Source organism: Streptomyces sp. DF42 (assembly GCF_058267695.1).
The window spans coordinates 7,850,023-7,870,395 of sequence record NZ_CM177859.1; the positions used below are offsets into that span (position 1 = coordinate 7,850,023).

18 protein-coding genes and 1 pseudogene are annotated in these 20,373 nt (G+C 70.5%); 12 read left to right on the forward strand and 7 right to left on the reverse strand.

The genetic code is table 11. From position 1 onward, the window contains the following. Positions 1–260 precede the first annotated feature (260 nt). The 3 genes from ACYUED_RS35950 (at position 261) to ACYUED_RS35960 (ending at position 3,369) form a co-directional block, all read left to right on the forward strand. On the forward strand, positions 261–485 hold the full coding sequence (locus tag ACYUED_RS35950) for a hypothetical protein (protein ID WP_491288763.1): 225 nt from the start codon (positions 261–263) through the stop codon (positions 483–485). Then, positions 482–2,845 (forward strand): heavy metal translocating P-type ATPase, encoded by a 2,364-nt coding sequence (locus tag ACYUED_RS35955; protein ID WP_491288764.1) that lies wholly within the window; start codon positions 482–484, stop codon positions 2,843–2,845. Before ACYUED_RS35950 ends, ACYUED_RS35955 begins: the two co-directional genes overlap by 4 nt. A gap of 113 nt (positions 2,846–2,958) precedes the next feature. Continuing rightward, positions 2,959–3,369, forward strand: coding sequence for a copper chaperone PCu(A)C (locus ACYUED_RS35960; RefSeq protein WP_491294590.1), 411 nt, complete (start codon positions 2,959–2,961; stop codon positions 3,367–3,369). 33 nt (positions 3,370–3,402) lie between these two features. Here ACYUED_RS35960 and ACYUED_RS35965 read toward each other — a convergent pair whose 3' ends face one another. After that, a complete protein-coding gene (locus ACYUED_RS35965; protein ID WP_491288765.1) occupies positions 3,403–4,155 on the reverse strand; it encodes an aspartyl/asparaginyl beta-hydroxylase domain-containing protein in 753 nt (250 codons plus the stop codon). Positions 4,156–5,320: 1,165 nt separating this feature from the next. On the opposite strand from ACYUED_RS35965, the gene ACYUED_RS35970 reads away from it, so the two are divergent. After that, the gene (locus tag ACYUED_RS35970) at positions 5,321–5,536 is read left to right on the forward strand and encodes a DUF6243 family protein (protein WP_491288766.1); all 216 of its coding nucleotides are present in this window, start codon (positions 5,321–5,323) and stop codon (positions 5,534–5,536) included. Next, positions 5,436–6,071, forward strand: a complete 636-nt coding sequence (locus ACYUED_RS35975) for a transposase (protein WP_491288767.1) — start codon at positions 5,436–5,438, stop codon at positions 6,069–6,071. The genes ACYUED_RS35970 and ACYUED_RS35975 overlap by 101 nt, the downstream gene beginning before the upstream one ends. 149 nt (positions 6,072–6,220) lie before the next feature. Here ACYUED_RS35975 and ACYUED_RS35980 read toward each other — a convergent pair whose 3' ends face one another. The 4 genes and pseudogenes from ACYUED_RS35980 to ACYUED_RS35995 all read right to left on the reverse strand — a co-directional run. Next, positions 6,221–7,228 carry a DUF2278 family protein gene (locus ACYUED_RS35980; protein ID WP_491288768.1) on the reverse strand — a complete coding sequence of 336 codons (1,008 nt, stop codon included), beginning with the start codon at positions 7,226–7,228 and terminating at the stop codon, positions 6,221–6,223. A 3-nt stretch (positions 7,229–7,231) separates the two neighbouring features. After that, entirely contained in the window at positions 7,232–7,591 is a 360-nt protein-coding gene (locus tag ACYUED_RS35985) for a hypothetical protein (RefSeq protein ID WP_491288769.1), read from the reverse strand. A 387-nt stretch (positions 7,592–7,978) separates the two neighbouring features. Continuing rightward, positions 7,979–8,188: a hypothetical protein gene (locus ACYUED_RS35990; protein WP_491288770.1), complete on the reverse strand. Its 210-nt coding sequence runs from the start codon at positions 8,186–8,188 to the stop codon at positions 7,979–7,981. Positions 8,189–8,297: 109 nt separating this feature from the next. After that, positions 8,298–8,462, reverse strand: a pseudogene (locus ACYUED_RS35995) (SDR family oxidoreductase); the annotation flags it as partial. A gap of 45 nt (positions 8,463–8,507) precedes the next feature. Between ACYUED_RS35995 and ACYUED_RS36000 the strand changes: the two are divergent. The 5 genes from ACYUED_RS36000 to ACYUED_RS36020 all read left to right on the forward strand — a co-directional run bounded on the left by ACYUED_RS36000 (position 8,508) and on the right by ACYUED_RS36020 (position 15,821). After that, positions 8,508–9,131 carry a hypothetical protein gene (locus tag ACYUED_RS36000; RefSeq protein ID WP_491294845.1) on the forward strand — a complete coding sequence of 208 codons (624 nt, stop codon included), beginning with the start codon at positions 8,508–8,510 and terminating at the stop codon, positions 9,129–9,131. A gap of 571 nt (positions 9,132–9,702) precedes the next feature. Then, positions 9,703–10,971 carry an aspartate aminotransferase family protein gene (locus ACYUED_RS36005; protein WP_491288771.1) on the forward strand — a complete coding sequence of 423 codons (1,269 nt, stop codon included), beginning with the start codon at positions 9,703–9,705 and terminating at the stop codon, positions 10,969–10,971. After that, on the forward strand, positions 10,968–13,871 hold the full coding sequence (locus ACYUED_RS36010; protein ID WP_491288772.1) for an FAD-binding and (Fe-S)-binding domain-containing protein: 2,904 nt from the start codon (positions 10,968–10,970) through the stop codon (positions 13,869–13,871). The genes ACYUED_RS36005 and ACYUED_RS36010 overlap by 4 nt, the downstream gene beginning before the upstream one ends. Beyond that, positions 13,868–15,307, forward strand: coding sequence for an NAD-dependent succinate-semialdehyde dehydrogenase (locus tag ACYUED_RS36015; RefSeq protein WP_491288773.1), 1,440 nt, complete (start codon positions 13,868–13,870; stop codon positions 15,305–15,307). The genes ACYUED_RS36010 and ACYUED_RS36015 overlap by 4 nt, the downstream gene beginning before the upstream one ends. Positions 15,308–15,467: 160 nt before the next feature. Beyond that, entirely contained in the window at positions 15,468–15,821 is a 354-nt protein-coding gene (locus ACYUED_RS36020; RefSeq protein ID WP_491288774.1) for a cupin domain-containing protein, read from the forward strand. A 64-nt stretch (positions 15,822–15,885) separates the two neighbouring features. Here the strand turns inward: ACYUED_RS36020 and ACYUED_RS36025 are convergent, their stop codons facing one another. Both ACYUED_RS36025 and ACYUED_RS36030 read right to left on the reverse strand, forming a co-directional pair. After that, on the reverse strand, positions 15,886–16,665 hold the full coding sequence (locus ACYUED_RS36025; RefSeq protein WP_491294591.1) for an IclR family transcriptional regulator: 780 nt from the start codon (positions 16,663–16,665) through the stop codon (positions 15,886–15,888). Between the two features lie 356 nt (positions 16,666–17,021). Next, on the reverse strand, positions 17,022–17,768 hold the full coding sequence (locus tag ACYUED_RS36030) for an IclR family transcriptional regulator (protein ID WP_491294593.1): 747 nt from the start codon (positions 17,766–17,768) through the stop codon (positions 17,022–17,024). A 281-nt stretch (positions 17,769–18,049) separates the two neighbouring features. On the opposite strand from ACYUED_RS36030, the gene solA reads away from it, so the two are divergent. Continuing rightward, positions 18,050–19,189: an N-methyl-L-tryptophan oxidase gene (gene solA, locus ACYUED_RS36035; protein ID WP_491288775.1), complete on the forward strand. Its 1,140-nt coding sequence runs from the start codon at positions 18,050–18,052 to the stop codon at positions 19,187–19,189. 148 nt (positions 19,190–19,337) lie between these two features. Then, a complete protein-coding gene (locus ACYUED_RS36040; protein ID WP_491288776.1) occupies positions 19,338–20,309 on the forward strand; it encodes a succinylglutamate desuccinylase/aspartoacylase family protein in 972 nt (323 codons plus the stop codon). The last annotated feature ends 64 nt before the right edge of the window (positions 20,310–20,373 follow it).

The following is a 20,373-nucleotide window of genomic DNA, read 5'->3' on the forward strand; positions in this document are numbered from 1 at the left end:
GGCGGTGTCCGCTAGTTCCAGCCTTCTCGGTCGAATCCGGGCGCGCCAGGGATGGCTGATTTCAGCACCTTCATAATTGACTTGACTCGGCCTTCGGTATCGTTCTTGGCCGATCCGGGTGCGATATTTCGAAAGGGCGGAGAAACCCCCATTAATAGGGGGTCGGATGGGGGAGGCGTCTAGTTCCCGGCGGCGGCAAGGTTTTTTGTCACACGCCAGAGTCGGGCCATTAATCGGGTACCCCCCTACCGTATGTACGCATGGAGAAGTCGAAGCGCGGCCTTTTCGTTCCGCCGGCCTTGTTGGGGTTCGTCGTCCTGCTCGTCTCATTGACGGCGGTTTCCCACGCCGTGGGACGCATGGCAGGCCCGGTGGCCCCGGGCATGCACCGCACGGTGCCGGCCTCCGAGGAGTCGCAGGAGCCGGGCATGCCCGGGATGCATGGTCTCGGTCCGGTCGACCGCCAGGTGCGGGTGAGTCGATGACCACCGCCGACCACCGTGAGAGGGCCAACGAGTCCGCGGCGACCACCGATCTGCTGGTCGGTGGCATGACGTGCGCCGCGTGCGTGGGCCGGGTCGAGAAGAAACTGGGCCGCGTCGAGGGCGTGACGGCAACCGTCAACCTGGCCACCGGGCGGGCCCGCGTCTCCCATCCCGCCTCGGTGACCGCCCAGCAGCTGATCTCCGTGGTGGAGAGTGCCGGCTACACGGCTGAACTCCCGCCGCCACCCGCCGAAGAGCAGCGCGCGGACGCGACCCGCGAGCAACGGAAGGCCGGTGCGGGCATCAGTGACAGGGCCCGGCTGCTGATCACGGCGTTGCTGTCGCTGCCCGTGCTCCTGCTCTCCATGGTGCCGTCCCTGCAGTTCACCTACTGGCAGTGGCTGTGCCTCAACCTGGCCGTTCCGGTGGTGGGCTGGAGCGCGTGGCCGTTCCACGAGCGGGCCCTGAAGGGGCTACGGCACGCCACGGCGACCATGGACACCCTGGTCTCCCTCGGCGTGCTCGCCTCGTTCGCCTGGTCCACCTACGCCCTGTACTTCGGAGGTGCGGGCCAGCCGGGCATGCGCATGCCGTTCAGCCTGGTGCCCGAGGCGGGCAGCGGAAGCGCGCACCTGTACCTGGAAGCGGCCGTGAGCGTCCCGCTGTTCGTGCTGGCCGGCCGCTACCTGGAGGAACGCGCCAAGCAGGGCACAGGATCGGCTCTGCGCGCGCTCGCCGAACTCGGCGCCAAGGACGTCGAGTTGCGCGAGGGCGACCAGGGGCGGCGGGTTCCGGTCTCCGAACTCCGGGTCGGCCAGGAGTTCCTGGTACGACCGGGTGAGAAGGTCGCCACGGACGGCGTGGTCACCGACGGCAGCTCCGCCCTGGACCTGTCACTGGTGACCGGCGAGAGCGTCCCGGTGGAGGTCGGGCCGGAAACGGACGTGGTGGGCGGTGCCGTCAACGCCGGTGGACTGCTGATGGTTCGTGCCACGGCGGTCGGCGCCGACACACAACTCGCCCGGATCACCAGGCTGGTGACCGACGCACAGGCAGGCAAGGCACGCATCCAGCGGCTGGCCGACGCCGTCGCTGGGGTCTTCGTACCCGCGATCGTGACCGTGGCGTGCACTGTCCTGGGGTTCTGGCTCGGCGCCGGGGCAGATGCCTCGGCCGCCGTGACCGCGGCGGTCGCCGTCCTCGTCGTCGCGTGCCCCTGCGCCCTCGGCCTGGCCACCCCGACCGCCTTCATGGCAGCCACCGGCCGAGGCGCCCAACTCGGCGTCCTGCTCCGGGGGCCGGAAGCGCTCGAGCGGCTGCGGCACATCGACACCGTGGTCTTCGACAAGACCGGCACCCTTACCACCGGACGCATGACCCTCACCGCGACGACGGTGGTGGCCGGGGAAGACGCGAGCGCAATCCTCCGACTGGCCGGGGCGGTCGAATACGGCTCCGAGCACCCCATCGGCCGAGCCATCGCCGCCGCTGCCCGCCAGGCCGCGGACGGCGGCCGGCTGCCGCAGGTGGCCGACTTCCGTGCCGTTCCCGGACTAGGCGTCCACGGCCGGGTCGACGGCCATGAGGTCGTCGTAGGCCGCCCGCGCCCTGATATCCCGCTCCCGGGCGCGCTTCAGCAGGCTCTGGACGACTCCCACGCCGCCGCTCGCACAGGCGTGGTCGTCGAGCGGGACGGTCACCCGGTCGGCGTCCTCGCGGTCGGCGACACACTGCGGCCCTCCAGCTACTCCGCCGTACGACACCTGCGCAAGCTGGGCATCGAGCCCATCCTGGTGACCGGCGACGGCCCGGCCGCCGCGCAGGCCGTGGCCGAGCAGGTCGGCATCGACGAGGTGCACGCCGGGGTCACCCCGGAGGGCAAGACCGACATCGTCGTGAAGCTGCAGGATGAGGGGTGCCGTGTGGCGGTCATCGGCGACGGAGTCAACGACGCCGCCGCCCTGGCCTCCGCCGACCTGGGCATCGCCATGGGCGGCGGCACCGACGCGGCGATCGGCGCCGCCGACATCACCCTCGTACGCGAGGACATGCAGGCGGTGGTCGCGGCTGTGCTGCTCACGCGTCGGACCCTGAGCACCATCCGCGCCAACCTTGCCTGGGCCTTCGGCTACAACGTCGTCACCGTTCCCCTGGCCGCCACCGGCTGGCTCAACCCGATGTTCGCCGCCGTGGCGATGTCCGCGAGCTCCGTTCTTGTGGTGGCCAACAGCCTTCGACTGCGGGCCTATTCGCCCACCGGGCACGACTACCGCTCTGCCTCTGCCTCCCCTGACAGGGGCGGTCCGACACCGTCCACGGCAGACAGCAACACCGCCTCGTCCCTGGAGGAGATCCGATGAGCTCCGCGTCGTCCACCAATTCGGCTGAACGCTCCTCGCCATCCTGGCGCCCCCGGGCCGGCGGCGCGCTGAGCGCCGCTCTGGTGCCCGTGGTCACGTGTGTCACGGCCTTGATGCTCCTGACGGCCTACACGACAACGGGTGCGGCCGGTGAACCGCCGGCAAGGATAAGCGTCAGCAACGCTCGCATCTTCGTGCCACCCAACTCCGAAAACACGGCCGCCTTCTTCGACATCAGCAACACCGGCGCCGCCGGCGACGTGTTGACGTCTGTCTCCTCGCCGGAACTCGGGGTCACCATGCTGGGCCAGCGGGTCACCGAGGACAGAGCGGGACGGATGGAGCCGCTCGGCTCCCTCAAGATCCCGGCCCGAAGCCGCGTGAACATGACCCCGTACGGTGTCGACGTGATGGTCCTGGACCCACCGAAGCTGAAGGTCGGGGACAAGGTTCGCTTCGATCTGTGGTTCCGCAGGTCCGGCCAGGTGACAGTGGACGCGGTGACGGCGCCTCCGCAGTCGTGACGAGCAAGAGCGGCCACCGCGCCCCTCCTCGTGTCACCCTTCGCCCATCAGCTTCCGGATCTCGGTGATGGCCGCGACGAGCGCTTTCCGTTCGGGGGCCGTGGTCTCCGGGTGCCACAGGTCGACGAGCAGGCATGTGCGCGGACGCGTCCCGCGGTTCCACGCCTCGTGCTCGAAGGAGTAGTCGAAGAGCAGGCACTTGCCCTCCTCCCACGAGCGCGTCTCGTCGGCGACCGTGATGCCGCACTCCTCGGGGATGTCGACTGCCAGGTGCAGGTTGATGCTGAAGTTCCACAGGTCGCAGTGGGGAGCGATCGCCGCGCCGGGAAGCAGGGTCGAGAAGTGGCACTCCAGCAGGGGGCAGAGCTTCCCGGTGTCGACCGCCTCCTCCTTCAGTACCTGGAATGCGGTCGGTACCGTGTCGGCCGACTCGTTCACCAGGCCGCCCTGGCGGAAGAGATAAAGCGCTTGCCAGTCCGACTGGCGCGTGAGGTAGTGCTCGTAATCGGAGAATGCGTTCCGCCGGGCGGCCCAGGCGGTCTCCAACTCCTTCTTGATCGTGCCGTGGTTCGCTTCGAAGGCGTGCACCACCGGTGCCAACTCGGAGTGGCCGTACGGATCGTGCCAGGGCTGCTGAGAAATCCCCGGTAAGATCCACTTGGCCCCCTTCTGCAACGGATGGCGATCCCCCTTTCCCGCTGCCAGCATCTGCTCGACCCGGACGATCGAATCCGGCCCGTGCTCACTCCTGATGGCGGCGAAGGCGTCGTCTATCTCCGGGGTCATAAAATCTCCAGGATTTCTAGCTTCACGGTCCCTGCATACCGTGTGGAGGGTACCCAGGGCGTACCCATCCTGTCCCCGGGGAAGTACACGGCGTGGCCGGTATGGGGGCACAGCGATGACATGCATGGTGCAGTGCGCCGGTAGTGCTTCCCATGCTTCGGAATTTCGGCTGCGGCCGGGAACTCGAGGTCCGCGTGAGCCGACTCCCTTTAGGGAAAACCGTGTCAGCAGCGGCGTCCTCGACGCTCGCCGTCCCACTCCAGGTGGCGCGGATGTGCTCGGGGCTTGTGATCTCCGACGTGCGTCCGGGCCGCACCGCAGAGATCCGTACCGGTCGGCCGCGGTCGTCGGTGAGCGCGATCACGAGCAGGCCATGGCATTTGTGTTTGCCCGAGTGGTTCGGCCGGTTGTCCGCTCCGGTGCGTCGGCGGGTGCGAATGAGGGAGCCGTCCAGCAGAACCACGCCGCCGCCCTTTCGGGCGATGTCCTTCAACGCGCGGTCCAGGCGCGGGGCGCGGGCAGCCAGCAGGCCGACGACCTCGCGCACCCACCGGCTCACGGTGGTGCGGTGCACCCTGTTCCCGCCGGCCGGATCGCCGGGCCGCTGGTCGCAGCGCAGCACCGCCAGCACGATGACGGCGATCCTTCCGGCGGGGCGGGCCCGCCACCGGGAGCCGATCTTCCCAGCTGTGTCACGGAAATCGTCGGTCGCACTCGGGTGGGCCGACCGCGCACAGCGCGCGAACGACGCCTCGCTGCGCAGACGTTCCGCAGCGAGGCCGGCCGTAACGGCGGGCGCAGGTGAGATGATCTCTCATGCCGTCGGTGTGCTCGCGACCACTGACAACACCCGCGGCGGCCCAGTAACGCCCATCTGGAGCTGCCCCGGGCGGGCGGCGACCTCCGGCGGGTGCTGGCGGTGCTGAGATTCCCGCAAGGAAACGGCTGGCCCCGGGCGCTCGCCGACACCCCGGCCGACGCCGGGGCGGCGAAACGATTGGTGTGCGGGGCCGACGGAACCGGGTAACGTCTTTGTCATGTTCTTCCAGACGCCGATTTACGAGTGAGAGCGTGATGGGCCCCTGCTGACGTCCTTCGACGGCGCCGTGCCCGTCCCCCCACCGATTAATCCGTAGATCACTTCACATCATTACCGGGAGAACCCGTGACCGTGAGCAAGAACATCAACAACCCCGTGGGCATGGGCGGCGGCCAGCGCAAGAAGCTGTCCCGCGCCGAACGGCAGAACAACGGTCCGCACCGCAACCTCGACCGCCAGGGTGCCGCCGACCAGAAGGCGGAGCTGGTGCGCAAGATGCGCGAGAAGGCAGGCACGGCCGAGGGCGCCGGGCAGACGGGCGACGACACCGCACAGAGCTGACGCACCGCCGCCGCAGGGCGGCACCGCACGGAGCAGGGCCCGGACCGCGACACGTGGTCCGGGCCCTGCTGCCGTACCGGGCGCGGCCTGCCCCGCTCAGCTCTCGGCCGAGCACCCGCGTCTCAGCCGACCACTCGGGGCGGCCGCAGATTCAGCAGCCCCGTCACCGCCACCACCCGAGCTGCACCAGCAGCATCGCCGCCAGCGTGTTCCCCGTGCCCAGCCCGGGCCACACTGTCAGGAAGCGCGTACAGCGCGTCCTTCGCCGCTTTTGTGCGGGGTCGGTCCCGTGGAGCGTTCCTCGGGACGCCGGCAGTTCCGTCGCCTCGACCGCAGCGGCGACCGGCAGGCCAACGCCGTGCTCCACCGCATCGTGTTCACCCGCCTGCGGGTCTACCCACGCACTCAGGACTACTACGAGCGCCGCATCAAGGAGGGCAAGACCCGACGAGGAATCATCCGTTGCCTCAAACGCTGTGCGGCCCGCGAGGTCTTCCACCTGGTCAAACAGCCACGGCCCGCTCCCCGCTCATAGGGGCTGTCGTGACAGAGGGTCGGGCGGGTGAGTGAGACACCGATGAACGCCATCCGATACCGCTATGACGGGCCAGAAGACGCCCCGGTCCTGATCCTCGGCCCCTCACTGGGTACCACATGGCGCAGGTGGTGTGCGGGTTGCTGGTGTCAGAAGGTGACGGTTCGGCCCTCGCGTTGGGCTTGTTGTGCGGTGTAGGAGACGCCGTGGACCTTGAGGCCGTCGGGGTCGATGAGGGTGATGGTGCCACCTCGGTTGCCGAGGTGGAATCCGTTCTCGGCTGGGATGGTGAGGGTGGTGCCGGGCGCGAGTGGGCCGACGGGGAGAGGGAGGGTCTGCTGGTTCTGGTCGGCGAGGTGCCATCCCTGGAGGTTGACCGGGGCGGGGGAGGCGTTGAGTACGGTGACGGTCTCGGCCTTGGGCGTCGGGCCAACGGGATTGACCAGCGCGGCCATGATCCGCAGCGGTTCCTCACGGCTGCTGGGGCGTGGCGGTGCAGAGTCGATGGGCTGACCGGTGGTGTCGTCGGTGTGCCAGGCCTGGGACTGGAAGGCCAGGAAGACGGCGACCCAGCGGTTTTCGGCGGGCAGGTGCAGGAGCAGAGCGCCGTCCTGCCAGGCCCCGTTGTCGGAGCTGAAGCGCCCGCTGTTGCCCTGGTTCATGTGGATGTCGTGAACGCCGTTGCCGGGCCGGAACCCGAACACCTTGTCGGCCCCGGCCTTCTCGGGGCCCCATCGCTGCCCGAAGGCGTAGACGGCGGCGGTGGAATCGGCGATGACCCGCTGCACGTAGTGGTCGAGCAGGTCGGCCAGATCGTTGTCGGCGCCCTCAAGATCGGGCGGGAGCGTCCGCATCGAGGCGGGATCGAAGAGGTTGCCGCGGATGAAGTCGACGCTTGCGGTGCCCGGCTGCGACGGCAGGGCGGTCCATCCGCTGCCGGCCGGTGGGAGCAGCTCCGTCAGAGGGTGGCGGAAGTTGTCGTCGGACAGGTACAGCAGCTCCGAGGGGGCCTGCTGGGACTCGACGTTGACCGCGGCACGGTAGTGGGTACCGGCGTCGTCGGTGAGGTGGATCTGGTAGTGCGGGGTGTCACTGGACCCCTCCCGGCGCCGGTCGACAGCGCGGGCGGCCAGCACACCGTATTTGTTCAACGGCACGGTTCATCCTCCGAACGCGGTGGGAGCGGCACGGCCGGGGGTGGTCGTGTCCGCCGGAAAGATCGGATGCGGGAAGTTGCCCGCGGCGGTGGCGGAGCAGCAGTCGCGCCTCGGCTGACCGGTTTCGGGCCCGTCCTGGTCAGGGGCCGGCAAGGTTCGGCCGCACGGGCTGCTTGTCGTGGAAGGGCCGGGTCCCGGCTCCCTGTGCCGGGCATGCCTGCCCAGTGAACGCGGGGTGCCGGGGTCGAGTGGGGCGATCGTGCCGGCCAGGGCCTTGAACTTCGCCGCGTACGCGTCCTCGTGGCCGAAGGGGCAGCCCGGCCGGTAGAGGTTCCCCAGATTCCAGGTGCCGATGATCGCCACTTCCTGCCCTCGACGCTCACGGAGGCAGCCCTTGCCGACCGCCGTCCACTTTTGGCGTTATTCCCGGCCCTGCGGTGGTGGGACAGACCATCGTCTGATGTTCACCCGCCTGACGTGCGTTCGGAGCACGGCCCTCCCTCGCGGCGTCTGCCTGGCCCGCGTGTAGGTTTCAATTCGGAATGTGCTATTCCGAATCAGTGACCTGGGCGTCCTCACACCGTCTCGGTCGGGGACAGGGTGCGTCGTCTCGCGATCTTGTCCCCGATGCCGACCGGGGCAAGAGTCGCGGCTCGCACCGGCGCGCCGACGGTGTGATTGAGGGCTCGACGGAAAGAAGAGCCGAACCCTTGTCATTTGCCGGACCCGTTGCGATTCGGGTCCCTGCCGTCAGCCGGCGGAGAAGTAATGGCCGTTGTCCAAATCGGCGAGCAGGCCGGGCTGAGCGGGTTCCCAGCCGAGGGTCCGGCGGGTCTCTTCCTGTTCTCGAGGTGTCGCTCTGTTTCGTTCGTGCCGGGTCAGGCGCAGGGCGTCGGCCGCGACGTTGCTGGGCCAGCTGCCGCGCCTTTCCCGGCGCCTGCGGCTCGTCAGCACGCGCATTTGCGCCCACGCAACACTTCGGCGTGTTGCGGATGTCCGCGTTCGAGATCAGTTCGTTGTGGCGACTGGGTTGTTGCGGGGTGTGCCCGCGGCATTCCTGGTGTGTGGTTCAGATGGCGGTGGTGCCGCCGTCGGTGACCAGTTCCAGGCCGTTGACGTAGCTGGAGTCGTCGGAGGCGAGGAAGAGGGCGACGGTGGCGATTTCTTCGGGGCGCCCCATCTCTCCGCGCGGGATGAGGGACTCGAATGCGGCCTTGGTCGCCTCGTCGAACAGTCCCGCGTCCTCAAGCGCGGCAGCACGCTCACCGTCCCGGTGCGGGTGCCCAACTCCGGCCCCGCCGAGCGGCGGTACTTCCTCGACCCGAGGCTCGACACCACGAGCGACATCGCCGTCTGGCAGTTCGGCAAGGACAAGTCGGGGACCGCGCAGATCAACCAGAACGGCCCGACCTGGTCCGTGCCCACCCACACCACCGGGCTGGTCGCCACGGCCGCCGCCGACCGCCCGGTCGACCTGATGATGTATCCCTGGGCCGGCTCTCCCATGGTCGTCGGGCAGGCCGGTACCGGTGACACCACGGCCGCCACCGCCGTCGCCGGCCAGCTGGCCTCGGGGCAGTGGAGCACCGACGTGGCCGATCCGGGGCCCTTCACGGACAAGCCCGCCGGCACCGGCACCGCGAAGGTCACCCTCACCGCCACGACCCAGTCGTTCGACCCGGCGGCGAAGGCCTCCACCGGCGCGTTCTGGGACCCCGACGCGGACTGGAACCCCGTCACCGTCGCCGCGGGGAAGACCGCGACGATGAATCTGACCCTGACCCCGACCGCGCCCGTCGGCACGGTCGTCCACGGAACGGTCTACGTCGACGCGGACACGGCCTTCTCGAACGTCCTGGGGTCCGAACTGATCGGCATCCCGTACACGTACACCGTGGGCTGAGACCCCCCTGAAATGAGTACGACGGCGCCTCCCCGCCACTGCGTCCGCGAACGCCGGGCGGGGAGGTGACCGGCCGCGGACTCCGGCCCGGTCCGGCCGGCAGCACCCGCGCGCTGCACGACCCCGGTCGGCCGCACCCTCCTGCCCGAGGGCGCGGCCGACCGGCTGCGTTCTGCTCCGGCAGGTCGTGGACAGGCATACGGCAGGGAGGTGCGGACCGTTTCCACGGGGTCGTCGACCAGATGGTTGAGGGAAGTGCGAGGACGTCGGCCACGGTGAGCGGACGGGTGGGCCCCTGGCCGGCCGGCTGGTTGTCGCTCACGGTCTCTCCAGGGGTTCCAGTTCGCACTCGGCCCGGAGCCCGGGGGGAGCGCCCGGCCACTGTGACAAGCGTCTCTGACCTGCGCAGGAGCGGACCGTGAGTGAGCGGTACCCAGCGTGCCCCCGATGAGGCTGACACAACGTCCGGATGTCGCGTCCCGGCCGGACAGATCGCGCGTTGGCGTGGCCCTGGTCCACCGAGATGCTCGGGAGACCGCAGCAGAGCGAACACCGAGGCCGGGAGACGACCATGACCGCACTGTCGCCGCACCTTCGCCAGGCCACGCCCGTCGTGGCGGCCAGGGGCGAGGGCGTCCACCTCTTCGACCAGGACGGCCGCCGCTATCTCGACTTCACCGCCGGCATCGGTGTCACCAGCACCGGCCACTGCCACCCCAGGGTCGTGGCGGCGGCGCAGGAGCAGGTGGGCTCGCTGATCCACGGCCAGTACACGACGGTCATGCACCAGCCGCTGCGTCGACTGGTCGAGAAGCTCGGCGAGGTCCTGCCGGAAGGGCTCGACAGTCTGTTCTTCACCAACTCCGGGAGCGAGGCCGTCGAGTCCGCGCTGCGGCTGGCCCGGCAGGCCACCGGCCGCCCGAACGTGATCGTCTGCCACGGCGGCTTCCACGGCCGCACCGTAGCCGCCGCCTCCATGACCACCTCCGGCACCCGCTTCCGCTCCGGGTTCTCCCCGCTGATGAGCGGAGTCGTCGTCACTCCGTTCCCGTCGGCATACCGGTATGGCTGGGACGAGGAGACCGCGACCCGTTTCGCCCTCCAGGAACTCGACTACACGCTCCAGACGGTCTCCTCGCCCGCCGACACGGCGGCGGTCATCGTCGAACCGGTCCTCGGCGAGGGCGGCTACATACCCGCGACCCGCGCCTTCCTGGAGGGGCTTCGGGAGCGGGCCGACCGGCACGGGTTCCTGCTGATCCTCGACGAGGTGCAGACGGGCGTCGGCCGCACCGGCCGCTTCTGGGGCCACGACCACTTCGGCGTCACTCCCGACATCCTCGTCACCGCCAAGGGCCTGGCCAGCGGCTTCCCGCTGTCCGGCATCGCGGCCTCCGAGGAACTGATGACCAAGGCGTGGCCCGGCTCGCAGGGCGGCACCTACGGCGCCAACGCCGTCGCCTGCGCCGCGGCCTGCGCCACCCTCGACGTCGTACGCGACGAGAAGCTCGTGGAGAACGCCGAGGCGATGGGCAAGCGGCTGCGCCAGGGCCTTGAGGCGGTGGCCGACCGGACGCCGGGCATCGGGGACGTGCGCGGCCTCGGGCTCATGCTGGCCAGCGAGTTCGTCACCGAGGACGGCAGCCCCGACCCGGAGACCGCCGCCCGCGTGCAGCGTGCCGCCGTCGACGAGGGCCTGCTCCTGCTGCTGTGCGGGGCCTGGAACCAGGTCGTACGGATGATCCCCGCGCTCGTGATCGACGAGACGGCGGTGGACGAGGGTCTGCAGGCGTGGGCGACCGCGGTCGAGGCCGGCACATCGGGAGCGGCAGGGCGATGACGGACACCACCACGGCCCTGGAGCCACTGGTCGCGCGGCTCGCCGCGACCGCTCCCGGCCTGCGAGTGGAGACCGGCGCGGGCCCCACCGGCCTCTACGCGTACGACGCCTCCAACTACCGGGTCCCGCCGCGGGCCGTGGTCTTCCCCCGCAGCGCCGATGACGTGGTCGCGGTGCTGCGGGCCTGCCGCGAGGCACAGGTTCCGGTCACTGCGCGCGGCGGCGGCACCAGCATGGCCGGCAACGCGGTCGGGCCCGGCGTCGTCCTGGACTTCTCCCGGTACCTGAACCGGATCCTGGACATCGACCCGGTGGCCCTCACCGCGCGCGTCGAGGCCGGAGTGATCCTGGACGCGCTGCGCGGTGCGACCGCCCTGCACGGGCTCACCTTCGGCCCCGACCCCTCCTCGCACAGCCGCTGCACCCTCGGCGGCATGATCGGCAACGACGCGTGCGGGAACCGGTCGGTGCGGCACGGGCGCACGAGCGGCCACATCGAGGCGCTGGAGATCGTGACGGCCGACGGCGTGCGGGCCGTCGCCGACCGGACCGGCCTGCGCGCGGCCGACCCGGACGACACGGACGCGGTCGAGCGCGTCGCCCGCCTCGAAGCGGACGTACGACGCCTCGTCGACGGGAACCTGGCGGCGATCCGCACCGAGCTGGGCCGTGTACCGCGCCAGGTCTCCGGCTACCAGCTGCACCACCTGCTGCCCGAGCACGGCTTCGACATGGCCCGCGCACTGGTGGGCACCGAGGGCTCCTGTGCGGTCGTCACCGCGGCGACGGTCCGCCTGGTGGCGACCGCACAGGCTTCCACCCTCCTCACCCTCGGCTACGACGACGTGGTCGACGCCGCCGAGGACGTGCCGGAGATCCTGCGCTGGAATCCCACCGCAGTGGAGGGCATGGACGAGGCGATCGTCGCCACCATGCGGGCCCGGCGCGGTCCGGACTCCGTCACCGGTCTCCCCGAGGGCCGTGCCTGGCTGTACGTCGAGGTGGACGGCGACGACCAGGCGGCCGTCGACGCCCGCGCCGCCGAACTGCTGGACGTGCTCAAGGCCCGGGGCCGGATGACCGGCGGCCGGGTCGTGCACAGTCCGGCCGAGCGGCGCTCGCTGTGGCGGGTCCGCGAGGACGGGGCAGGGCTCGCCGCCCGGCTCGTCGACGGCTCGGAGTCCTGGCCGGGCTGGGAGGACGCGGCGGTCGCGCCCGAGGACCTGGCCACCTACCTGCGCGACTTCCGCAAGCTGCTGGCCGCGCACGGCCTGACCGGCGTGCTGTACGGGCACTTCGGCGCGGGCTGCGTCCACGTACGCATCGACTTCGACCTCGCCACGGACACGGGTCGGGCCGCCACCCGCCGATTCCTGACGGAGGCGGCCGCCCTCGTCGTCGAGCACGGTGGAAGCCTGTCGGGCGAGCACGGCGACGGGCGGGCGCGCGGGGAGCTGCTGGAGGTGATGTACAGCCACCGGCTGATCCGGGCGTTCGCCGCCTTCAAGAAGATCTTCGACCCCGAGGGGCTGCTCAACCCGGGCGTCATCGTGGCCCCGGCCCGCCTCGACGCCAACCTCGCGCTGCACACACCTGCGGACGTGGTGCCCGTCGAGACCCTGTTCTCCTTCCCGCACGACGAGGACGGCTTCGCGGGAGCGGTACGCCGCTGCGTCGGAGTCGGCCGCTGCCGCAGCGACGCCGGCGGCGTGATGTGTCCCAGCTACCGGGCCACGGGGGAGGAGAACGACTCGACGCGAGGCCGGGCCCGTCTGCTCCAGGAGATGGTGCGCGGCGGAACCGTCCAGGACGGCTGGCGCTCCACGGAGGTCCGTGACGCCCTCGACCTGTGCCTGTCCTGCAAGGCCTGCTCCAGCGACTGCCCGGTCGGCGTCGACATGGCCACGTACAAGGCGGAGTTCCTGCACCAGCACTACAAGGGCAGAGTCAGACCCCGCTCCCACTACTCCCTGGGCTGGCTGCCCCTGACGTCCAGGCTCGTCGGATACGCGGCCCGCCCGGTGAACGCGCTGCTGCGCGGACCCGTCGGGAAGCTGCTCGCCCGCCTCGGTGGCGTGACCACGAAGCGCCGGATCCCGGCCTTCGCCTCCCGGCGCGCGCTGCGCCGGGCCCTGCGCACGGCGAGGACCGGCGAACCGGCGAAGGCCCTGCTGTTCGTCGACAGCTTCACCCGCGCCTTCCGCCCCGAGGTGGCCGGGGCCGCGAGCCGCGTACTCGCCGACGCCGGCATCCCCTGCACGGCACAGGACGACCTGTGCTGCGGCCTGACCTGGGTGAGCACCGGCCAACTGTCGCTCGCGCGCCGCATCATGGCCCGCACGGTCGACCGCCTGGACAGCGGCGACGACCGGCCCATCGTCGTGGCCGAACCCAGCTGCGCCGCGGCCCTCAAGCGTGACGTGCCCGAACTCCTCGGCACCGACGCCGCCCGCCGCGTAGCGGCCCGCGTCCACACCCTCACCGGCGCCCTGACCGACCTCGCCACACCCGGCTGGGCGCCTCCGGAGCTGCCGGACACCGTCGTCCTGCAGACCCACTGCCACGAGTACGCCACCTTCAAGGGCCGCCACCCCCGCGACCTGCTCGGCCGCCTCGGCGTACGGAAGGTCGACGAGGCCGAGGGCTGCTGCGGACTCGCCGGCAACTTCGGCTTCGAGGAACAGCACTACGACACCTCGATGGCCGTAGCCGACCTCGCCCTGAGGCGGCGTCTCGACGACGTCGACCCGCATACACCGGCAGTCGTCGTCGCCGACGGCTTCAGCTGCGCCACCCAGATCGACCACCTCGCCGGGGACCGGGGCATCCGCGCCCTGCACCTCGCGGAACTGCTCGACCCCGCCGCCGACCGACCCGGACAACCAGGAGAGACCTCATGACCGACACACCCACGCAGTTGTTCATCGGCGGCGCCTGGGTGGACGCCGCGGACGGCGCCACCATGCCCGTCGACGACCCGGCGACCGGCGAGATCCTCTGCCATGTCGCCGACGCCGGCTCCAAGGACGCCAAACTTGCCGAGGAAGCGGCCGCGCAGGCGCAGACGGAGTGGGCCCGTACGGCACCCCGGGCGCGCAGCGAGATCCTGCGCCGCGCCTACGAGATCATCATCGAGCGCACCGACGAGCTCGCCCACGTGATGACGTCCGAGATGGGCAAGCCGTTGGCCGAGGCCAGGGGAGAGGTGGCGTACGCGGCCGAGTTCTTCCGCTGGTTCTCCGAGGAGGCCGTCCGCATCGACGGCGGCCTCGCCACATTGCCGGACGGCCGCAACCGCATGCTGCTCTCCCGCCGCCCGGTCGGCCCCTGCCTGCTGATCACCCCGTGGAACTTCCCCCTGGCCATGGGCACCCGCAAGATCGGCCCGGCCATCGCGGCCGGCTGCACGATGGTGCTCAAGCCGGCCCCGCAGACCCCGCTGTCCAGCCTGGCGCTCGCCGCGATCCTCAAGGAGGCCGGGCTGCCGGACGGCGTACTGAACGTCGTCACCACCTCTCGTGCGGGGGAGGTGTGCGAACCGCTCCTGCGCGGCGGGCGGATCCGCAAGCTGTCCTTCACCGGCTCCACGGCCGTCGGGCAGCTGCTTCTCGCCCAGAGCGCGGAGGCCGTGGTCCGGACGTCGATGGAACTGGGCGGCAACGCGCCGTTCATCGTCTTCGAGGACGCCGACCTGAACAAGGCCGTGGACGGCGCGATGGTCGCCAAGATGCGCAACATGGGAGAGGCGTGCACGGCCGCCAACCGCTTCTTCGTGCACAGCTCGGTGGCCGAGGAGTTCGGGCGGCGCCTAGCCGAGCGCATGGGCGCGCTGGTCGTCGGTCCGGGCACCCGGGACGGCGTCGACGTCGGCCCGCTGATCGACAGGAGGGGGCGCGGCAAGGTGGAGGAACTGGTGGCCGACGCGGTCGAGCGCGGCGCCCGGGTGCTCGTCGGCGGCCGTGCGCCCGAAGGCCCCGGCTGCTTCTACCCTCCGACCGTGCTGGCGGGTGTGAACCCCACCAGTCGCCTGATGGACACGGAGATCTTCGGCCCGGTCGCCGCGATCCTCACCTTCGACGACGAGGACGAGGTGGTCCGCCGGGCCAACGACACCCCCTGGGGCCTGGTCGGCTACGTCTTCACCGAGGGACTCGACCGTGCGCTGCGGGTGAGCGAGCGGCTGGAGGTGGGCATGGTGGGGTTGAACACGGGTCTCGTGTCCAACCCGGCCGCACCCTTCGGCGGGGTCAAGCAGTCCGGGCTGGGCCGCGAGGGCGGCCGGGTGGGCCTCGACGAGTTCCTGGAGTACCAGTACCTCGCGGTGCCCGTGAGCTGACGGCGGTCATGCCCTGACCGCGCCGCAGCACGCACCGTGACGGGCCTCACCCGTGCCCGGTCCTCCACGCCGCCGGGCACGGGAGACGGCCCGTGACCCTGGACGAACCCGGGGCCGCGGCTGCCAATTCCTCGAGCTTAGGAAAGGAAAAAAGGAAAACATGCCGTTCCTGAAGACCATCGACAGCAATCCCTCCTTCGCACCGCAACAGTCCGGCCCGCTCCCGGAACGCCTGATGTCCGGCGACCCGGCGTTCATGACCTGGCCCCAGGACGTCGCCCGCGGGGAGATGATCCATACGGGAGTCTGGGAAGCGACGCCCGGCGAGACGCGCTCGATCAAGGGCGAGACCTTCGAGTTCTGCCACATCCTCGCCGGCATCGTCGAACTCACGCCGGAAGGTGGCGAGCCGGTGGTCTACAAGACAGGCGACAGCTTCGTCATGAAGCCGGGCTTCGTCGGGGTCTGGAAGACCGTCGAAACCGTGCGCAAGATCTACGTGATCGTGAAGTGATCCCGACGCGACACCCGCCCCCCGCAGGGAGGGGGCCGGTTCGGTCCGGGTGGGAACGCGGCCGTCAGCCCGGGTGAGGACCCGGAGCCGGGACAGGCGTCAGGCCAGGTGCCCGGGCGGTGATCTCCGCCGCCGTCTCGGCGACCAGCCGACCCAGCTCGGGCAGCCGGTCGGGCTCGAAGCGGGAGTCGGGCAGGGAGACGGCCACGGCGGCCAGCGGTGTGCCCTCACCGTCGAGCACGGGTGCCGCGATCGCGCAGACACCCTGCAGGTACTGGTTGTGGTTGACGGCGTAGCCACGCTCTCTGACGCGATGGAGCTCCGCGCGCAGTTGCCCCGGGTCGGTGATGGTCTCTTCGCCGTAACCCTCCAGCGTCCCCGCGGCGACCTCTTCTATCTCGGACTTCCCCAGATGGGCGAGGACGGCGTTCCCGGCGGCGGTGGCGTGCAGGGGCGAGGTGTCGCCGATGGCGTGGAAGGTGCGTACGGCGTGGTCGCAGTCGACGCGGTCGACGACGACCATGCCTTGCAGGGCGTCCGGCACCGACAGGTGGATGGTCTCGTTCAGCGCGTCGCGGAGCCGGATCATGGGTTCACGTGCGGCGGCGAACAGGCTGGAGCCCTGAAGGGCGGCGGGTCGTACGGCCAGGACGCGGGCGCCGATCTCCCAGCGTGTGGTGTCCTTGCGGTTCGCGCGCAGCCAGCCGGCCTCGTTGAGGGTGATCAGGGTGCGCTGCACGGTGGACTTCGGCAGCCCGAAGAGCTTCGTCAACTCACCGACGGTCACGGGCTGATGCCGGGCGACCGCCTCCAGAACCCGCAGCGACCTGGTGACGCTCTTCATTTCCATTCGATGCCCCCTCAGACCTGTGGATTCCTGGTTCTCACCTCTTGACTCCAGCATGGAGCCACCGTCATGATCGTGCCAGATTCTAGCATAGCGTTCCACAATACGGCACGCCGCTCGATCAAACGGACCGGTCTTGAGGTGTGCCGGGGGTCCCGATTCCCCGCGGCGATGGACAGCGGTAGGGCTCTGACCGCCCCTGCCGTGCCGCGTGGTGCGGCCGCCCTGTGCCCGGCCTTCCCCCGGCCGGGTGCAGGGCGGTGGCTGCGGTGACACAAGACTGAGGGCCGGCTCATACGCGTCAGCGTGCGAGCCGGCCCTCGGCCGACGGCTTGCGGGCCGCCGTCTGCCGTTCAGGCGCCCAGGCGGCGCTGGGAGATCTCCACGGCTGTGTCGGCGATGAGGCGGCCCCACTTGGGCGCACGTTCGCTGTCGTACCGTGCCTCGGGCATGGAGACGGCCACGGCGGCCAGCGGCGTGCCGTCCTCGTCGAGCACGGCAGCGGCGACGGCGCAGACGCCCGGCCGGTACTGGTTGCGGTTGATCGCGTAGCCGTCGGTGCGGATCCGGTCCAGCTCGGCTCGCAGCTCGTCGGGATCGGCGGGGGTCGTGTCGCTGAATCGCTCCAGGCCTGCCGCGATGAGGTCGTCGACGTCCCGCTTGGGAAGGTGGGCGAGGATGGCACGTCCGACGGCGGTGGCGTGCAGGGGCGAGGTGTCGCCGATCGTGTGGAAGGTGCGTACGGCGTGGTCGCAGTCGACGCGGTCCACCACGACCATGCACTGCAGCGCGTCCGGCACCGACAGGTGGATGGTCTCGTTCACCGCGTCCCGAAGGCGAACCATGGGTTCACGTGCGGCGGCGAACAGGCTGGAGCCCTGAAGCGCGGCGGGTCGTACGGCCAGGACGCGGGCGCCGATCTCCCAGCGGGTGGTGTCCTTGCGGTTGGCGCGCAGCCAGCCGGCCTCCGCCAGCGTGACCAGGGTGCGCTGCACGGTGGACTTCGGCAGCCCGAAGATCTTCGTCAACTCCCCTACGGTCACGGGCTGATGCCGGGCGACCGCCTCCAGGACGCGCAGCGACCTGGTGACGCTCTTCATTTCCATACGGTTTCCCCCCGTTAATCCTCGAAATTTCTGCTGGACACCCTCTTGACTCCCCTCTGAGCCACTGCCATTCTCGTGCCAGATTCTAGCACAGCATTCCACAATGTGGCACGGCTCGCCAAGGGATCCCCCCGAAGTGAGCCGGACTGCGAGACGCGGCGGTTGCGAGCCGCAGGTCCACGAAGAGGGCCTGGCTCCCGCCCAAACCATCTCGAATCGAACAGCGTCACGTCGAAGGCCCAGCATGCGCCTCGGCGATACGAAAGGAAAGTTCTGTGTCAGCTGCCAGGAAGCGCGTCGCCGTGGTCGGCGTCGGAACGATGGGCAGCCAGGCCGCCTGGCGGCTGGCGGCCCGCGGCGCCGAGGTCGTCGGATACGACCGCTACGCCCCCGGCCACGACCGCAGCGCCGCCGGCGGCGAGACCCGGATCTTCCGCAGCGCCCACTTCGAGGACTCCCGCTACGTTCCACTCCTCAAGCACGCCGACGCCCTCTGGGAGCAGCTCCAGCAGGAGACCGGCCGCGAGCTGCGGCGCCTGACCGGGTGCCTGCTCATGGGGCCGGCCGACCACCAGCAGATGGCCACCGTCCTCGAGTCCATCGCCGAGCACGACCTCGACCACGAGGTGCTCGACGCCGAGACGCTCGCCAAGCGCTTCCCGCAGTACCGCATCGAGGACGGCGACGCGGCCGTACTCGACCGCCGCGCCGGGTTCATCCGCCCGGAACTGACCATCCAGACCGCCGCCCGCCGCGCCGAGCAGCTGGGCGCCGTGATCCACCGCTACACCACGGTCCGCGAGATCGTCCCCGTCGCGGGCGGCGTGGAGATCCGCACCGACTCCGGCAGCGAGCGCTTCGACACCGCCGTCGTCACGCCCGGCCCCTGGGTCAACGACCTGCTGCCCGACCTGCCGTGGGAGGTGGAAGTCCGCCGCCTCGTCAGCGCCTGGTACGTGCCCACCGCCCCCGACGCCTGGTTCGGCGAGGAGCGCCCGGCGTTCATCCGCACGGCACCCACCCACTGCTACGGCCTGCCCTCCCCGGACGGCATCTCCGTCAAGCTCGGACTGTCCCGCGCACTGCACCGGCTCGCCGACGACCCCAACCAGCTGGACCGCACCGTGCGGCCGGACGAGCTGGAGGTCTTCTCCGAGCTGATCGGGCGTTACCTGCCCGACCTGCACCCGGACCCCACCCGCCTCTCCGTCTACATGGAGGGCTACACCGAGAGCAGCCGCCCACTGGTCGGCCCGCTGCCCGGCGCCGAGAACGTCATCCTGCTCGCCGGTTTCTCCGGTCACGGCTTCAAGCTTTCGCCCGCCTTCGGCGACATCGCCGCGGACCTCGCGCTGGACGGCGCCTCGCCCCAGCCCATCGACTTCCTCTCCACCGTCGGCCGTACGGAGGCATGACCATGCAGGACGCCACCCTCTCCGTCGGCTCCTTCCCGCCGTGGGCGGCATCGCCGCGGACCTCGGCCTTCAGGGCCGCACCTCCCAGCCGATCGACTTCATCACCACCAACGGCCGCACCGCGGCCTGAGCGCGAACGAGGAAAGCCATGAGCCTGACCATCGGCCCGCTGAGGGCTGAGCCCGGCCAGAAGACCCGCGGGAGCCTGTCCGCCGATCTCGGCACCACGACGGCGGAGGTTCCCCTGATCCTCGTCAACGGCTCCCGCCCGGGCCCCAGGGTCGTGATCACCGGTGGCGTCCACGGCGGCGAGTTCATCCCCGTCGACGCCGCCACCCGCCTGGCCGGGCTGCTGGAACCGCACGATGTCGCCGGCCAGCTGGTGATCTGCCCCGTGGCCAACCCCCCGGCCGTCTACGGGGGCAGGCTCAACATCTCCCCGCTGGACGGCGTCAACATCAACCGCGTCTTCCCCGGCGACAAGGACGGCGGCCCCACCGACCGGATGGCGGCCTGGCTGTTCGAGCACCTGATCGACGGTGCCGACGCCTACGTGGACCTGCACAGCGGCGGCATCGACCAGCACCTGCTCGACTTCGTCGGCTACCGCCTGACCGGCGACGACGAACTGGACGCGAAGAACAGGGCAATGGCCCACGCGGTCGGATACGAGCGGGTCATCTTCGGCACCAGCCCGGACGGCGGCAACAGTCACGCCGCGGCGAACCGGCAGGGTGTCCCCGCGATCCTCGTCGAGACCGGAAAGCTCGGCGACCGGGACCCCGCCACCGTGCGCAGACTCCTCGACGCCCTGCACCGGCTCCTGCACCACCTCGGCGTCATCGAGGCGCCGCAGCACCTCGCAGCGGTGACCGAGCAGCCACGCGACTGGATCTGGACGGGCGACGTCGAGTCCCAGGTCACCGGTCTGTGGTATCCGGACGCGGTCACCGGCGACGAGGTGACCGAGGGACAGACCATCGGCCGCATCATCGACCCGATCGACGGCACCGAGCACAAGATCGCCTCCGTCTCCACCGGAACGATCATCTACCACATGAACGGACTCACCGTCCGCCCCGGCACGCACCTCGCCGCCATCGCCACCCCCCACCACTGACGGGCCTCAAGCCCGCCCACAGACCACCCCCCATCCCACTGAGCTGGTCCCCGATTTGAGCGGC

Bases quoted from the DNA above. Each gene is read 5' to 3' on its own strand.
- ACYUED_RS35950 (WP_491288763.1), top strand. From the start codon at position 261: ATGGAGAAGTCGAAGCGCGGCCTTTTCGTTCCGCCGGCCTTGTTGGGG.
- ACYUED_RS35955 (WP_491288764.1), top strand. From the start codon at position 482: ATGACCACCGCCGACCACCGTGAGAGGGCCAACGAGTCCGCGGCGACC.
- ACYUED_RS35960 (WP_491294590.1), top strand. From the start codon at position 2,959: ATGCTCCTGACGGCCTACACGACAACGGGTGCGGCCGGTGAACCGCCG.
- ACYUED_RS35965 (WP_491288765.1), bottom strand. From the start codon at position 4,155: ATGACCCCGGAGATAGACGACGCCTTCGCCGCCATCAGGAGTGAGCAC.
- ACYUED_RS35990 (WP_491288770.1), bottom strand. From the start codon at position 8,188: ATGCGCGTGCTGACGAGCCGCAGGCGCCGGGAAAGGCGCGGCAGCTGG.
- ACYUED_RS36005 (WP_491288771.1), top strand. From the start codon at position 9,703: ATGACCGCACTGTCGCCGCACCTTCGCCAGGCCACGCCCGTCGTGGCG.
- ACYUED_RS36010 (WP_491288772.1), top strand. From the start codon at position 10,968: ATGACGGACACCACCACGGCCCTGGAGCCACTGGTCGCGCGGCTCGCC.
- ACYUED_RS36015 (WP_491288773.1), top strand. From the start codon at position 13,868: ATGACCGACACACCCACGCAGTTGTTCATCGGCGGCGCCTGGGTGGAC.
- ACYUED_RS36020 (WP_491288774.1), top strand. From the start codon at position 15,468: ATGCCGTTCCTGAAGACCATCGACAGCAATCCCTCCTTCGCACCGCAA.
- ACYUED_RS36025 (WP_491294591.1), bottom strand. From the start codon at position 16,665: ATGAAGAGCGTCACCAGGTCGCTGCGGGTTCTGGAGGCGGTCGCCCGG.
- ACYUED_RS36030 (WP_491294593.1), bottom strand. From the start codon at position 17,768: ATGAAGAGCGTCACCAGGTCGCTGCGCGTCCTGGAGGCGGTCGCCCGG.
- ACYUED_RS36040 (WP_491288776.1), top strand. From the start codon at position 19,338: ATGAGCCTGACCATCGGCCCGCTGAGGGCTGAGCCCGGCCAGAAGACC.